15 protein-coding genes are annotated in these 13,390 nt (G+C 72.0%); 11 read left to right on the forward strand and 4 right to left on the reverse strand.

The genetic code is table 11. The annotated features are described in order from the left end of the window. The first annotated feature begins 7 nt into the window (after positions 1-7). Entirely contained in the window at positions 8-757 is a 750-nt protein-coding gene (gene cobF, locus BJ999_RS26960) for a precorrin-6A synthase (deacetylating) (protein ID WP_179835863.1), read from the forward strand. 6 nt (positions 758-763) lie between these two features. Here cobF and BJ999_RS26965 read toward each other — a convergent pair whose 3' ends face one another. Next, the gene (locus tag BJ999_RS26965; protein WP_179835864.1) at positions 764-2,215 is read right to left on the reverse strand and encodes an MFS transporter; all 1,452 of its coding nucleotides are present in this window, start codon (positions 2,213-2,215) and stop codon (positions 764-766) included. Between the two features lie 157 nt (positions 2,216-2,372). Between BJ999_RS26965 and BJ999_RS26970 the strand changes: the two genes are divergently transcribed. From BJ999_RS26970 to BJ999_RS26995, 6 genes are all read left to right on the forward strand, one after another. Beyond that, complete coding sequence (locus BJ999_RS26970) at positions 2,373-2,825, forward strand: MarR family winged helix-turn-helix transcriptional regulator (RefSeq protein ID WP_179835865.1); 453 nt, start codon at positions 2,373-2,375, stop codon at positions 2,823-2,825. 209 nt (positions 2,826-3,034) lie between these two features. After that, positions 3,035-3,865, forward strand: coding sequence for an undecaprenyl-diphosphate phosphatase (locus BJ999_RS26975; RefSeq protein WP_229810410.1), 831 nt, complete (start codon positions 3,035-3,037; stop codon positions 3,863-3,865). A 55-nt stretch (positions 3,866-3,920) separates the two neighbouring features. Next, on the forward strand, positions 3,921-4,703 hold the full coding sequence (locus BJ999_RS26980; protein ID WP_229810397.1) for a dienelactone hydrolase family protein: 783 nt from the start codon (positions 3,921-3,923) through the stop codon (positions 4,701-4,703). A 12-nt stretch (positions 4,704-4,715) separates the two neighbouring features. Further along, positions 4,716-5,012 (forward strand): DUF6295 family protein, encoded by a 297-nt coding sequence (locus BJ999_RS26985; protein WP_179835867.1) that lies wholly within the window; start codon positions 4,716-4,718, stop codon positions 5,010-5,012. Positions 5,013-5,097: 85 nt separating this feature from the next. Further along, positions 5,098-6,321, forward strand: a complete 1,224-nt coding sequence (locus tag BJ999_RS26990; protein WP_218935253.1) for a pyridoxal phosphate-dependent aminotransferase — start codon at positions 5,098-5,100, stop codon at positions 6,319-6,321. Between the two features lie 124 nt (positions 6,322-6,445). Then, positions 6,446-7,675, forward strand: a complete 1,230-nt coding sequence (locus BJ999_RS26995) for a cytochrome P450 family protein (RefSeq protein ID WP_229810398.1) — start codon at positions 6,446-6,448, stop codon at positions 7,673-7,675. A gap of 9 nt (positions 7,676-7,684) precedes the next feature. Here the strand turns inward: BJ999_RS26995 and ligD are convergent, their stop codons facing one another. Continuing rightward, the gene (ligD, locus tag BJ999_RS27000; RefSeq protein WP_179835868.1) at positions 7,685-8,638 is read right to left on the reverse strand and encodes a non-homologous end-joining DNA ligase; all 954 of its coding nucleotides are present in this window, start codon (positions 8,636-8,638) and stop codon (positions 7,685-7,687) included. A gap of 52 nt (positions 8,639-8,690) precedes the next feature. Here ligD and BJ999_RS27005 point away from each other — a divergent pair, with 52 nt between their 5' ends. Next, positions 8,691-9,326: an FMN-binding negative transcriptional regulator gene (locus BJ999_RS27005; protein ID WP_179835869.1), complete on the forward strand. Its 636-nt coding sequence runs from the start codon at positions 8,691-8,693 to the stop codon at positions 9,324-9,326. A gap of 9 nt (positions 9,327-9,335) precedes the next feature. On the opposite strand, the gene BJ999_RS27010 is transcribed toward BJ999_RS27005, so the two are convergent. Further along, a complete protein-coding gene (locus BJ999_RS27010; RefSeq protein ID WP_179835870.1) occupies positions 9,336-9,611 on the reverse strand; it encodes a sulfurtransferase TusA family protein in 276 nt (91 codons plus the stop codon). Positions 9,612-10,024: 413 nt separating this feature from the next. Between BJ999_RS27010 and BJ999_RS27015 the strand changes: the two genes are divergently transcribed. Beyond that, positions 10,025-10,387 (forward strand): STAS domain-containing protein, encoded by a 363-nt coding sequence (locus BJ999_RS27015; RefSeq protein WP_179835871.1) that lies wholly within the window; start codon positions 10,025-10,027, stop codon positions 10,385-10,387. A 3-nt stretch (positions 10,388-10,390) separates the two neighbouring features. On the opposite strand, the gene BJ999_RS27020 is transcribed toward BJ999_RS27015, so the two are convergent. Continuing rightward, on the reverse strand, positions 10,391-11,548 hold the full coding sequence (locus BJ999_RS27020) for an ROK family protein (protein WP_229810399.1): 1,158 nt from the start codon (positions 11,546-11,548) through the stop codon (positions 10,391-10,393). 116 nt (positions 11,549-11,664) lie between these two features. On the opposite strand from BJ999_RS27020, the gene BJ999_RS27025 reads away from it, so the two are divergent. Together BJ999_RS27025 and BJ999_RS27030 are read left to right on the forward strand one after the other, a co-directional pair. Next, a complete protein-coding gene (locus BJ999_RS27025) occupies positions 11,665-12,393 on the forward strand; it encodes an amino acid ABC transporter ATP-binding protein (protein WP_179835872.1) in 729 nt (242 codons plus the stop codon). 52 nt (positions 12,394-12,445) lie between these two features. Further along, a complete protein-coding gene (locus tag BJ999_RS27030) occupies positions 12,446-13,381 on the forward strand; it encodes a glutamate ABC transporter substrate-binding protein (protein ID WP_229810400.1) in 936 nt (311 codons plus the stop codon). Positions 13,382-13,390 lie beyond the last annotated feature (9 nt).

Genomic DNA, 13,390 nt, shown 5'->3' on the forward strand with positions numbered 1-13,390 from the left:
TGGCCAGGTGAAGCGGCTTTTGATCATCGGCATCGGCGCGGGCGACCCCGACCACCTGACGTTCCAGGCGGCCAAGGCGATCGCCGCCGCCGACGTCTTCCTCGTCGTGGACAAGGGCGAGGCCAAGAACGACCTGGCCGGGCTGCGGCACGACCTCATCGCGGCGCACGGCCGGCACCCGTACCGGATCGTGGAGGCCCGCGACCCCGAGCGCGACCGGGACGCCGCCGCCTACACCGCCGCCGTCGAGGACTGGCGGTCGCGGCGCGCGCGCATCTACGAGTCCTTCGTCACCGGCGAACTGGCCGACGGGCAGACCGGCGCGATCCTCGTCTGGGGGGACCCCGGCGTCTACGACAGCACCCTCGCGGCGCTGGAGGAGGTCGGCGCCGCGTTCGAGTGCGAGGTGATCCCCGGCATCAGCAGCGTCTCGGCGCTCACCGCGCGGCACCGCGTCGGGCTCACGCGGGTGGGACGCCCCGTCCACATCACCACCGGACGCCGCCTCGCCGCCGAGGGCGCCACCGCCGACGACGTGCTCGTCATGCTGGACGCGCACTGCGCGTTCGCCGAGGCGGGCGACGGCTACCACGTCTACTGGGGCGCCTACCTCGGCACGCCCGACGAGATCCTCGTCTCCGGCCCGGTCGCGGAGGTGGCCGAGGAGATCCGCGCCGTGCGCGCCGAGGCCCGCGCCCGCAAGGGTTGGATCATGGACACCTACCTCCTGCGGCGCGAGTCCCCGGCGCGGGGCTGACCGGCGTCAGGCCTTCGACCCGGCGCGCTCCTCCGCCGGGGCGGCCTGATCGGCCGCGGCGGTGACCGAGCGCCCGCGCCCGGGGATGGCCAGCGCGATGACCCCGGCGATCAGGGCCACGCCGCAGCCGATCAGCAGGCCGGCGCGGAAGCCGTCCTCGGACGGCAGCACGTGCCCGCCGAGGTCGATGGTCAGCTGGGACAGCACGACCCCGACCACGGCCGCCGACACCGACGTGCCGACCGAGCGCATCAGCGTGTTGAAGCTGTTGGCCGAGGCGGTCTCCGACCGCGGCACCGCGCCCATGATGAGCGCGGGCATCGCGCCGTAGGCGAGGCCGACGCCCATGCCGCAGATCGCCGTGACGATCATCAGGCCCCACGCGGCGCCGATGAGCAGGGTGGACGACCCGTACCCGAGCGCGATCACCAGGCTCCCGGCGACCAGGGTGACCTTGGGCCCGCGGGCGGCCGACAGCCGGGCGCCGAGCGGGGACACCGCCATCATCAGCAGGCCGGACGGCACCATCCACAGGCCGGCGGCGACCATCGACTGGCCGAGCCCGTACCCGGTCGCCTTCGGCAGCTGCAGCAGCTGCGGCACGATCAGCGACTGGGCGTACATCGAGAACCCGATCACGACCGAGGCGGCGTTGGTGAGCAGCACCTGGCTGCGCGCGGTGACGCGCAGGTCGACCAGCGGGTCGCGGGTCCGCAGCTCCCACCAGCCCCACGCCAGCAGGACGACGACCGTGGCGGCGAACAGCCCGATGGTCGTGCCGCTCGCCCAGCCCCAGTCGGCGCCCTTGGAGACGCCGAGCAGCAGGCACACGAGGCCGGTGCCGAGGCCGACCGCCCCCACGGCGTCGAAGCGGCCCCGGGTCTGGACGGGCGTGGCCGGCACCAGCAGGTAGATCAGCGTGGCGACGAGCGCGCTCAGCGCGGCCGACCCCCAGAACAGCACCCGCCAGCTCGTGTTCTCCGCGATGACGGCCGCGAGCGGCAGCCCGAACGCCCCGCCGATGCCCATGGACGAGCTCAGCAGCGCGATCGAGGACCCCAGCCGCTCGGGCGGCAGCAGGTCGCGCAGCGCGCTGATGCCGAGCGGGATCATGCCCATGCCGACGCCCTGCATGCCCCGGCCGACGACCATCGGGATCAGCGAGCCGGACAGCGCGCAGACCACCGACCCGGTGATGAGCGGCACCATGCAGACCAGCAGCATCCGGCGCTTGCCGTACAGGTCGCCGAGCCGCCCGATCATGGGCATGGCGACCGCGGAGGCCAGCAACGTCGCGGTGACCACCCAGGTCGCGTTGGACGCCGTGGTGTGCAGCAGCCGCGGCAGCTCGGCGATCAGCGGCACCACGAGGGTCTGCATGAACGCGGCGACGATGCCGCCCACGGCGAGAACGCCGACGATCCCGCCGGGTCGGACGGCGGGCGCGGACTCGTCCACGTGACATCCCTTCTGTGGGGTCGATTAACTTGTGCACCATACATACGTTATGGTCGATGCACAACTTATGTACGGCGCACATCGCTGTGGTAGGCATGGGGTGCGAGCATCGAGGCAGGAGCGACCCGGGCGGCCCGCGTCCGGGAGAAGGACCGGCATGCACAAGCCCACGGATCTGATCGAGTACGAGACCATGCTGCTCGGGCGGCACAGCCTGGCCACCCGCCGATCCCGGCGCGAGGGGGGCCTGCTGGAGCGCAGCGCCTACATCCTGCTCAGCCGCATCCGCATCGAGGGCCCCATGTCGATCCGGCAGCTCAGCGAGGCGTTCGACCTGGACCCCTCGACCCTGAACCGGCAGACATCGGCCATGCTGCGCGACGGCCTCGTGGAGCGCATCCCCGACCCGGCCGGCGGCATCGCCCGCAAGTTCCGCATCACCGCCGAGGGCGAGCGCCGCCTCGACAGCGAGCGCGGCCAGATCACCGCCGGCATCGACAAGATCATGTCGGACTGGACGGCGGAGGAGGTCGAGGCCTTCGCCTCCTTCCTCCAGCGCTTCAACACCGACATCGAGCGCCTCGCCGGAAGCCCCTGGCCCCGTCCCTGACCGGGCGCGCCCACGCGGCGGTCGCCGCCTCGGACATCACGGCGGTCGCCGCCCCGTGACCCAGGAGATCTGACGCTGCGCGTGTCCGGAGACCGTCCGCCCGGTTAACGATCAGTGAAGTTATCGCTCTCGTCGCGGGACCCGGCCGCGGCGCGGCAGTAGGCTCGGCGCGAACTGGCGCAGGTCGGAGAGGAACCGGGCCCTTGAGCGTGATCAATGTCGGGCAGGCGATCGTCCTCGGGATCGTGGAGGGCCTGACCGAGTTCCTCCCGGTCTCCTCGACCGGGCATCTGAAGATCACCGAGGGCCTGATGGACATTCCGGTGGACGACAAGGGCGTGGTCGGGTTCACCGCGGTGATCCAGGTCGGCGCGATCGCGGCGGTGCTGGTGTACTTCTTCTCCGACATCGTCCGGATCGTCAAGGCGTGGGGCGTCGGGATCGCCCGGCCGTCCGAGCGCTACCACCACGACTACAAGTTCGGCTGGTGGGTCATCTTCGCCACCGTCCCGGTCGTGATCGTCGGGGTCGCGGCCAAGGACCTCATCGAGGGCCCGCTCGCCTCGCTGTGGGTGGTCGCCGGGTCCCTGATCGGCGGCAGCGCCGTGATGTTCGCCGCGGACCGGCTCGGCACCCACAAGCGCGGCGAGGACGACACGTCCCTCACCGACGCGATGCTGATCGGCTCCTCGCAGATCCTCGCCCTGCTCTTCCCCGGCTTCTCCCGGTCGGGCGCGACGATGTCGACCGGGCTCATGCTCGGCCTCGACCGGGTCGCCGCGACCCGCCTGTCGTTCTTCCTCGGCATCCCCGCGCTGACCGGCGCCGGCATCTACGAGCTGCCGAGCGCGCTCGGCTCGGGCGCCGGCGTGCTGCCCCTCGCGGTGGGCACCACGGTGTCGTTCATCGTGGCCTACGCCTCCATCGCCTGGCTGCTGCGCTTCGTGGCCCGGCACAGCTTCACCTCGTTCGTGGTCTACCGGATCGTCGTCGGCCTGCTGCTGTTCGGCCTGCTCGGCACGGGGACGTTGAACGCCTGAGCCTCGTGGGGTATGCGTGAGACTGTCACGGTCCGCACGCCGGCGGGAGCACGGCGTGCGCGCGCACCCCGCCGAGGAACGGAGCACCGACGTCATGAGCGACGCGATGTGGGCCGGAACGGTCACCATCACCGGGTACGGCAAGGCCGAGCTGGAGGCGTACCTGGCGCGGCCCCTGGGCGACGCCCCGCGCGGCGGCGTCGTGGTGATCCACCACATGCCCGGCTACGACCCGGGCACCAAGGAGTTCGTCCGGACGTTCGCCGCGCACGGGTTCGCCGCGATCGCCCCGAACCTGTACTCGCGCGAGGGCGCGGGCGTCAGCCCGGACGACCAGGCCGCCGCCGCACGCGCCAGGGGCGGCGTCCCGGACGAGCAGCTCGTCGGCGACGTCGCCGGCGCCGCCGCCCATCTGAACTCGCTCGACCACGCCGACGGCCGGATCGGGGTGATCGGGCACTGCTCGGGCGGGCGGCACGCGTTCCTGGCGGCGTGCGAACTGGACCTCGACGCGGCCGTCGACTGCTACGGCGCCTTCGTCGTCAACGACCCGCCCGAGGACTACCCGACCTCCGCCCGGTCGATCGTCTCGAAGGCGCCGGACCTGTCGTGCCCGCTGCTCGGCCTGTTCGGGGAGGAGGACCGGTTCCCCGCGCCCGACGAGGTCGCCGCGCTCGACGCCGAGCTGACCAGGCTCGGCAAGGAGCACGAGTTCCACACCTATCCCGGCGCGGGGCACGCGTTCTTCGCCGTCGAGCGGCCCGCGTTCCGTCCCGCCGCCGCCAAGGACGGCTGGGAGAAGATCTTCGCCTTCCTCGACCGCCACCTCGGCGCCTGAGAGGAGACCCCCATGTGCACCTACCAGACGGTGAAGATGGAGCTGGACGGCGCGGCCAAGGGCGCGAACGGCTGGTTCACCCTGACCGGCGGCGCGGTCTACGTCGACCACCCGTACCACGCCTGCCACGAGCACACCGTGAACATCGACTTCACCAACGCCGGAGAGGGGCCGTCCGCGCGCGTCGCGGTCGAGCTGACCGAGGAGTCGGCGCTGGCGCTGGTCGAGGCCATCCAGGCGGCCCTCGCCGCCGCCCCGCCCGGCCTCGCCTCGGCCGCCGGCGCCGGCCGGCGCGCGGGCGCGACCTGACGCGGCCCGGCCGGCCCCGGACCCGCCGGCCGGGGCCGCCCGGACGCCGCTGAACCGGCGTGCCGAGGGGCGCGTACCCCCATGCGTGCCAGCGGACCAGATCGATCCGAGCGTGCTGCGCCAGAGCGCGCACAGCCCGTCCTTCTTCGCCCTCCAGCGGGCCTCGTCCGGACGCCGGGACCTGGTCGACTTCTGCATCCCGTGCAACCCGTACTTCCCCACGCCGGGAATGTTCTCCCAGCTCGCGGGTTCGCTGGAGCAGATCCTCAAGTACTACCCGAGCGACGCCGACACGATCACCGCCGAGCTCTGCGCAACGCTCGGGCACCACCCGCAGACGGTCGTCATGGGAAACGGGTCCACGGAGCTGATCACCTGGATCGACCACCTGCTCGTGCGCGAGAGCCTCGCCACGCCGATCCCGACGTTCGGCCGATGGACGGACCAGCCGTTGGAGACGGGCAAGCGGGTCGACATGTTCCAGCTCCACGAACTGCTCGGCTTCGAGTTCGACGTGGACGCCTTCGTGCGGTTCGTGCGGGCGCGGGGCTCGCGGACCGCGGTCGTGTGCAACCCCAACAACCCCGACGGCGGGTACGTCCCGCGCCGCGAGATCGTCCGGCTGCTGGACTGCCTCATCGACCTGGACCTGGTCGTGGTGGACGAGTCGTTCCTGGACTTCGTCGACACCGAGGCGCACACCAGCGTGGCCGACGAGGCCCGCATCCGGCCGAACGTGATCGTGCTGAAGAGCCTCGGCAAGAACTTCGGCCTGCACGGCGTCCGGTTCGGCTACCTGGTGGCGAATCCGGCGCTGGCGCGGACCGTCCGGGCGGCGCTGCCGAAATGGAACCTCAACTCCTTCGCCGAGTTCGTGGTGTTCCTGCTGCGCGAGCACGGCTCCGAGTACCGGGAGAGCCTGCGGCTGCTGGCCCGCGACCGGCTGCTGATGTCGCAGCAGCTGGCGTCGCTGCCGGGCCTCAAGGTCTTCCCGTCCCAGGGCAACTTCCTCATGGTCAAACTGCCGGACGGCAAGGACGGCGTCGGGCTGCGCGACCACCTGATCGCGCACCACGGGGTGTTCGTCCGCGAGTGCGGCAACAAGCTCGGCTCCACGAGCCAGTTCCTGCGGCTGGTCGTCCGGCCGCAGGCGGACGTGCAGCGGCTGCTGATCGGGCTCGGCTCCTACCTGTACGGCACCGCGCCGGAGGCCCCGCCCGACAACGTGGTGTCGCCCGGCCACGGGTGGGGCGAGGGCGATCCCCAGCACACCGAGACCCGCCCTGAGGATTTCCGCGCGGCCATTTAGGGAAAGGCCGAAACAGGCGGGACGCGTCCGTTTCCAGGTGAATTGGCGGTATGGCGCCACGACCCCTTACGTTGGCTTCGTCGCTCATCGCATGCATGTCGTTACGGACATGTTCCATCCCCGCTTGGAGAGGACCTCAATGGAGATCCCGCTCGTCATCGACCCGGCCGGCAGCGACGTCCAGGGAGAGGCCGCGAAACTGCGGGCGCGGGGGCCGGTGACCCTCGTGGAACTGCCCGGCGGCGTCGTCGCCTGGGCGGTGACCGGCCAGGACCAGCTCAAACGGCTGCTGGCCGATCCGCGGGTGTCCAAGGACCCGAACCGGCACTGGACGAAATGGATCGACGGTGAGATCGCGGAGGACTGGCCGCTGAGCCTGTGGGTCTCGGTGCGGAACATGTTCACCGCCTACGGCGACGACCACCGGCGGCTCCGCACCATCATCTCGCGGGCGTTCACCCCGCGCCGCACCGAGGCGCTGCGGCCGGACGTCGAGGAGATCACCGGGTCCCTCCTGGAGGATCTGGCCGCCTCCCCCGGCGGCCGCGCCGACCTGCGCGAGGCGTTCGCCTACCCGCTGCCCATCGAGGTGATCTGCCGGCTGTTCGGCGTCCCCGTCGCGGCCCGGCCGGCGCTGCGCCGCTGTGTGGACGGCGTCTTCAACACGGCGCTGACGTCCGAGGAGGCCTTCGCCAACCAGACCGAGATGTACGGCATCCTGCAGGACTTCGTGGCGTTCCGGCGCCGCGAGCCCGCCGACGACCTGGCCGGCGTGCTCATCTCCTCCCGCGACGAGGACGGCTCGCGGCTGAGCGAGCAGGAACTGGTCGACACGCTGATCCTGATGATCTCCGCCGGGCACGAGACGACGGTGAACCTACTCGACCAGGCGATCACGGCGCTGCTGACGCACCCGGACCAGTACGCGCTCGTCCGGTCCGGCGAGGTGCCGTGGACGGAGGTCATCGAGGAGGCGCTGCGCTGGCAGGCGCCGGTCGCGAACCTGCCGCTGCGCTACGCCGTGGAGGACATCGACGTCGACGGCGTGACGATCGGCAAGGGCGAGGCGATCCTCGCCGCCTACGCCGCCGCGGGACGCGACCTCGCCCTGCACGGCGACGACGCCGACCTGTTCGACGTCAGGCGGGCGAACAAGGAGCACATCTCGTTCGGCCACGGCGTGCACTTCTGCGTCGGCTCCCACCTGGCGCGGCTGGAGGCCGAGATCGCGCTGCCGGCGCTCTTCGGCCGCTTCCCCGACATGGCGCTCGCCGTCGACCCGGCCGAGATGAGGCCGGTCGAGTCGTTCATCTCCAACGGCCACCGGACCCTGCCCGTCGTGCTCGGCTCCTGAGCGCCTCCCCTAGCCCTCGCGGCGCGCCCGGGCCCGGCGCTTGCCCTCGTGCATCGCCTGGACCCGGGCGATCGGGATCGTGTGGCCCTGCTCGACGAGGTCGGCGGGGACCGCCTGCGGCTCGGGCATGAGGTCCGTCCAGACGTCGCGTCCGGCGAGCAGGGCGGCGGCCGTGCGGAGCGTGAAGTCCGAGGGCGTCACGCGGTCGAGGTCGCCCCAGGCCACCGGGAACGAGACCGGCGCGCCCGGACGGATCCGCGGGCTGTAGGCGGCGATGACCGTCGCGCCGCCCGCGCGGGTCGAGTCGAGGAACACCTTGCCGCCGCGGTCCTCGCGGATGAAGGCCGTCGTGACCAGATCAGGGTCGAGCCGCTCGGCGCGGACGGCCAGGGCGCGGGTCGCGGCGGCCACGTCCTCGATGCGCGTGGCGCCGTCCAGGGGCACGAACACGTGGACGCCCTTGGCACCGCTGGTCTTGACGGCGCCTCGCAGGCCCGAGTCGTCCATCGCGCGGCGCACGAGGTGGGCGGCGGCGACCGCGTCGCCGAACGCGTCCGAGCCGGGCGGGTCGATGTCGATGACCAGATGGGTGGGTTTGTCCCACGTGTCGGCGCGTACGAGCGGCGGGTGGTACTCGACGGCGCGCTGGTTCGCGAACCACAGCAGCGTGCGGCGGTCGTCGCACAGCGCGTAGGACACCTCCCGCTGCGAGGTCTCGGCCCACACCGCCACCGTCCGCACCCAGGACGGGGTGTACTTCGGCGTGTTCTTCTGCATGAACGGCTTCTGGCCGCGCAGCACGCGCTTGACCGACAGGGGCCGGCCTGCGAGTTGCGGGACCAGGCATCCGGCGACGGCGTCCAGGTAGTCGACCAGGTCGCGTTTCGTCGCGTCCGCCCCCTCGAACAGGGGCTGGTCGAGGTTCGTCAGCCGAACCCCGTCACGCTCTTCATCGGCGCTCACCCCACCAGCTTCGCACGCGGCGCCGACATCGCCGTGGGGTAGCGTCGCGTCCATGTACGTACCGGCGCATTTCTCGGCGGACGACGCCGAGGTCAGGGAGCTGCTGGCCGGTTGCGGGGCGGCCGACCTCGTCACCGTCACCCCGCGGGGTCTGATCGCGACGTACCTGCCCGTCCTGTACGACCCGTCGGTGGGCGAGCACGGGGCGATGCTGGCGCATGTGGCGCGCAACAACGACCAGTGGCGCGAGCCCGCCGACGGGGAGGCGCTGCTGATCGTCCACGGGCCGGACGCGTACGTGTCGCCGTCCTGGTACGCGTCCAAGGCCGAGCACGGGCGCGTGGTGCCGACGTGGAACTACCTCACCGCCCACGTCTACGGCCGCCTCGTCGTGCACGACGACCCGGCGTGGGTGGAGTCGATGGTCCGCCGCCTCACCGACCGCCACGAGCGGGGCCGCGCCCCGTCCTGGGCGGTCGACGACGCCCCGCCCGCGTTCGTCGCCGGTCAGCTGCGCGCGATCGTGGGCCTGGAACTGCGCGTCACCCGGGTCGAGGCCAAGGCGAAGATGAGCCAGAACCGCCCCGAGGCCGACGTCGCGGGCGTCGTCGCGGGCTACCGGGCCCAGGGCGACACCACCATGGCGAACGCGGTGAAAGCGGCGGCGCGGACGGAACGCGAGGGGTAGCGCGGCAGGTCAGCGGGGGCGCCAGGGGGATTCCGGCGAGGTCGGCCGGGCGTCGGCCGCCACCCGGAGCGCGTAGGTGGGGGTGGGCGCGCCGTCCACGGGGCCGAGGTAGGCGTGACCGGTCAGGTGGCACCAGGCGGGCAGGTCGATGGGGGCCGCCGGGTCGGCGGCGATGAGGTGGACGACGGTACCGGGCGCCAGGTCCGCGATGCGGCCGCGCAGTTCGAGCAGGAGGCGCACGCAGGAACGCTCACCGCCGTCGATGACGACTGGGTCCGAGCTCATGTCCACCCCCGGTTCCGCACGCCTTGCCGGCGTAGGGGGAAATATAGGGCTTTGTTGTGACAAGGGCGGTGGTCAGACCGGGCCGTCGGCGGAAATGAGGGCCGGGTTCCAGGCGCGGGTCATCCGTGGCGACAGCCTGAGCGTCAAGCTCGTGTCGGGTCAGGGAGGGTTCGGGAAAGAGGACGGCCCTGGAGTGGACGGCGGGACGGCGGCAGGACGAGCGGCTCCGGCGCGCGTCCACCAATGCGACGAAACGGGATCAAACGCCGGTGAACGAGATCGTCGGCGATATGGGTGAGGGAGGTCCTAGACTTGACTCTTTCTTTCAGGTTTCGTCCAGCTTTGGAGCTTACAGTCGCAGTGAAGTACCCCCCGTTGTCATCCAGGTGAGGAAATCGGCTTTGGGGCGAGTCATGGATCTCGGAGTGGGGCGCGTGGAGCGCACGGAGACCTGCGGGACGCTGACGTTCCCGGACGAGGTCGACCTCAGCAACGGCGAGGCGGTCCTCGCGCAGGCCGTCCGGCTCCTGGACTCCGGGACGCCCGCCCTGATCCTCGACCTGACCGGCTGCACGTTCTGCGACTCCAACGGGCTGAACGTCATCACGCGGTCGCAGATGCGGGCGACCGAGCTGGGCGTGCCCATGTGGGTGGTGCTGCCGCCGCGCGGGATCGTCCGCCGGGTGTCGGAGGTGGCGGGGCTGCAGCGCCGCGTCGCCATCGCGCCGGACGTGGCGACGGCCCGCGAGGCGCTGTCGGCGGCGGCGAGCGGGTAGCCCTCAGCGCTCCAGGGCGCGGTCGATCCACTCGTCCGCGACACCGAGGAGCAGGTGGCCCGCGCCGAGGATGCTGGCGTCGCGGCCCGCGCGGGAGGTGGCGATCTCCAGGTTGCGGGTGGCGAGCGGCAGGCAGCGCTCGTAGATGACGCCCCGGATCGTCGCGACGAGCGGCTCGGCGTTGGACAGGCTCCCGCCGATGACGAGCGCGTCGGGGTTGAAGAAGTTCACGAGCGCGGTCAGCACGTCGCCGATGAGGCGCCCGGCCGTGCGCACCGCGCTGGTCGCCTGGGGGACGCCGTCGGTGACGAGGTCGACGATCCGGGACGGGTTGTCCGCCTCGATGCCCTGGGCGGCCAGGGACGCGGCGAGGGCGGCGCCGCTGGCGTGGGCCTCCAGGCAGTCGGGATGGCCGCAGGAGCAGTCGACGGTGGCCTCGGACAGGATCCGGACGTGGCTGATGTCGCCCGCGGCGCCGCGCCCCCGGTGCAGCCGCCCGTCGACGATCACGCCGCAGCCGATGCCGCTGCCGAGTTTGATGACCATCACGTTGTCGAGGGCCGGCCATGACCCGCGGTGCTCGCCGACGGCCATGAGGTTGGCGTCGTTCTCGACCAGGGCCGGGACGCCGGCGCGGCCGGACACGTAGTCGCGGACGGGGAAGTCGTTCCAGCCGGGCATGCGCGAGGGCGAGACGACCTGGCCCGTCGCCGGGTCGACCGGCCCGGGAAGCCCGATGCCGACGCCGCGGACGGGGACGTCCCGCAGGCCGTGCTCGCCGGCGAGGGCGTGCAGGCTGCGCAGGACCGCGGCCAGCGTCTCCTCGGGCCCGACGGCGATGTCGCACGCGAGGTCGGACAGGGCGAGGGGCGTCCCCGCGAGGTCGGCGACCGCGAGGCGGGCGTGGTGCGCGCCGAGATCGGCGACCAGGTGCACGCCCGCCTCGCGGGCGAGCCGAAGGCGACGGGGCCGCCGGCCCCCGCGCGAGGCCCCGGCGCCCTCCTCTGCGAACAGGCCGGCCTCGATGAGCTGCTCGACCCGCAGCGAGACGCTGGAGGCGGCGAGGCCGGAGAGCCGGGCGAGTTCGGCCCGCGACTCCGCCTGGCCGGTCGCCACCAGCCGCACGAGTGCCGCCGGTCCGTCGTCTCTGCTGTTACGCACCCCAGATAGATAGCATGCGCGAACTTGGTACGGCAACGCGTTGACTTACGTCGATTTGACGCTCTATCGTCCTCTTTGACTTCGATTTCGAAGGAAGTTGGGACGTAGGTGACCGAATGATCGAGGTTCGCGGCCTGTACAAGCACTTCGGCGACCACACCGCCCTGCGCGACGTGGATCTGGACGTGGCCCGCGGCGAGGTCGTCGTGGTGATCGGCCCGTCCGGGTCGGGCAAGTCGACGCTGTGCCGGTGCCTGAACCGGCTGGAGACGCCGGACGGCGGCGTCGTCCGCGTCGACGGCGAGGAGCTGCCCGAGGAGGGCCGCGCCCTCGCCCGCCTCCGGGCGGACGTGGGCATGGTGTTCCAGTCGTTCAACCTGTTCCAGCACAAGACCGTCCTGGAGAACCTGACGCTCGCGCCCACCCGGGTGCGCGGCGTCTCGCGCGCCGAGGCCGAGCGGACGGCGCGCGAGCTGCTCGACCGGGTCGGCATCGGCGAGCAGGCCGGCAAGCTGCCCGCGCAGCTGTCCGGCGGCCAGCAGCAGCGCGCCGCGATCGCCCGCGCGCTCGCGATGCGCCCGAAGGCGATGCTGTTCGACGAGCCGACCTCGGCGCTCGACCCCGAGATGGTCGGCGAGGTCCTCGACGTGATGACGGGCCTCGCCCGCGACGGCATGACGATGGTGGTCGTCACCCACGAGATGGGGTTCGCCCGCCGGGTCGCCGACCGCGTCGTGTTCATGGCGGACGGCGAGGTCGTCGAGACCGGAGCGCCGGCCGCCTTCTTCGACTCCCCCGCCAGCGACCGGGCCCGGGACTTCCTGGCCAAGGTCCTCAGCCACTAGTGCGACCCCGGTGCGCCGCCCATGGCGCGCCACCCGAGAAAGGTTGATGATCATGGTGCGTACCCCTGCGGGGATGCGGCGGGCGGCGGTGGCCGCGATGGCCGCGCTGTCGCTGACGGGCCTGGCGGCCTGCTCCGGCGGCGACTCCGACTCCGCGGTGCCCGGCTCCGGCGGCGGCGCGGGCGACGACCTGGCGGCCTCGGCCCCGGTCGCCGCCGACCTGCCCGCCGGCTCCACCATGGAGAAGATCAAGCAGCGCGGTGAGCTGGTCGTGGGCGGCTCGCTGGACGCGCCGCTGCTCTCCCAGCAGAACCCGGCGACGAAGAAGGTCGAGGGGCTGGACGCCGACTTCGGCCGGCTGCTCGCCAAGTACATCATCGGCAAGCCCAACGTGAAGATCGTCAACTCGGCGTCGGAGACCCGCGAGGCGCTGCTGGCCAACGGCACCGTGGACGTGGTGTTCCAGACCTACAGCATCACTCCGGAACGTGCCAAGCAGGTCGCGTTCGCCGGGCCGTACTACAGCTCCGGCCTGGTCATCGCCACGAAGAAGGACGAGACGGGCATCAAGGCCCCGGCCGATCTGAAGGGCAAGACCATCATCGCGGGCGCCAACACCCCGGCGATCCCCGCCATCAAGAAGGTCGCCCCGGACGCGAAGATCGTCACGTTCGGCAGCGACCCCGAGTGCGTGCAGGCGCTCAAGCAGGGCCGCGGCGACGCCTACGTCCAGGACGAGGCCGTGCTGCTCGCGACCGCCAAGCAGGACCCGTCCATCCAGATCCAGGGCAAGCCGTTCACCAGCGACCCGTACGGCATCGGCCTCAAGCACGGCGACGCGCAGATGAAGCAGTTCGTCAACGACTGGCTCAAGCAGATCCAGCAGTCGGGCCTGTGGGCGAAGGTCTGGAAGAACTCGATCGGGACGGTCGTGCAGGGCGAGGCGCCGCAGCCGCCCGCGATCGGCTCGGCCCCGGGCTCGGAGTGAGCGGAGGCC

The sequence above is a fragment of the Actinomadura citrea genome (genome assembly GCF_013409045.1).
Classification (GTDB): domain Bacteria; phylum Actinomycetota; class Actinomycetes; order Streptosporangiales; family Streptosporangiaceae; genus Spirillospora; species Spirillospora citrea.